The organism is Vibrio sp. YT-18 (assembly GCF_033337345.1).
In the GTDB taxonomy this organism is placed as follows: Bacteria; Pseudomonadota; Gammaproteobacteria; order Enterobacterales; family Vibrionaceae; genus Vibrio; species Vibrio alginolyticus.
Genome location: NZ_JAWOQO010000265.1, coordinates 1 through 1,052, shown reverse-complemented (window position 1 = coordinate 1,052; position 1,052 = coordinate 1). Strand labels below are relative to the sequence as shown.

Here is a 1,052-nt window from a genome sequence, read left to right as displayed (position 1 = left end):
GACGCTGCTTCGGTGTTGCTGGCGACTTCATTTACTGTCGCTTGCATTTCGTTCATTGCTGTTGCGATAAGGTTTAGCTGAACTTGTTGTTCATCCATGCCTGTTGAAGTCTGTTCGGAAATCGCGCTCACTTCTTCAATGGCGGTGCCTACTTGAGCTGTGGTTGACGAGATACTGTCGACCAAAGTAAGCAACTTCGCTTGCATATCAACGCAGGCATCTGCCAAGGTGCCAAGCTCATCATGACCAATTTTGTTACGTGGAAGCTGGTAAGTTAGGTCGCCTGACGCGATTTTCGACGCCATGTTTACCACGTAATTTAGTGGTGTGCAGATCTGTTTGGTTAGGAATAGGCCTAGCGTAAAACTCAATGCCAATAGCGCGACGATAGCAATAATGCTGTAGGTGATTGCGCTGCGCACTGCTTCATGAGCGCTGGCAATATCTTCTTGTACGTAGGTTTGGTTTAGTTCCACTAAATCACGAATCGCATCGGATAATTGTGTGAATGTAGAAAATCCGTTTAACAATGTTTCATTTGCTTCATCGATTTTATTATTCAATAGCAACTTCGCGTATTCATTGTTAAACGCACTGTATTTAACCCAGGCACTTTTTACTTTATTGAAAGCGTCTCGGTCGCGTTGATCCCATAGTCCTTTCTCATATTGGTCTAGATATTTATCAATTTTCTGTTCAGATTTTTCTAATCCGGCTACCCATTCCATGAATTGAGGGTGATTCACATTGGTTAATAAAGAGAATTCATCCTTTCTCAAAATTCCGAGTTCAATTTCGGTATTTTTTACGAGCAATACGCTAGGTACGGTGGTTTCAGAAAATACGGTAAGCTTTCCTTCTATCATCTTGATTTCAGATGTAAAGAAAACGGAGAGAGCGATAACAGATAACGAAATGATCAAAATCAGCGCACTGATTTTATACTTGATACTTAAATTAGAAAGTTTCATAGACTCACTGATAATGGGGGTTTGAAAGGCTCGGAGTCTATTACTGAGATTTGAAATATAGTGTGATTAATGTCTCAAATA

At 40.7% G+C, this 1,052-nt stretch carries 1 protein-coding gene; it reads right to left on the bottom strand.

Annotation, left to right across the window (positions count from 1 at the left end; translation table 11 throughout):
• Positions 1 to 971: methyl-accepting chemotaxis protein (locus R7M72_RS25870; RefSeq protein ID WP_318056565.1), on the bottom strand; the 971-nt coding region annotated here is incomplete at its 3' end.
• Positions 972 to 1,052: the final 81 nt, after the last annotated feature.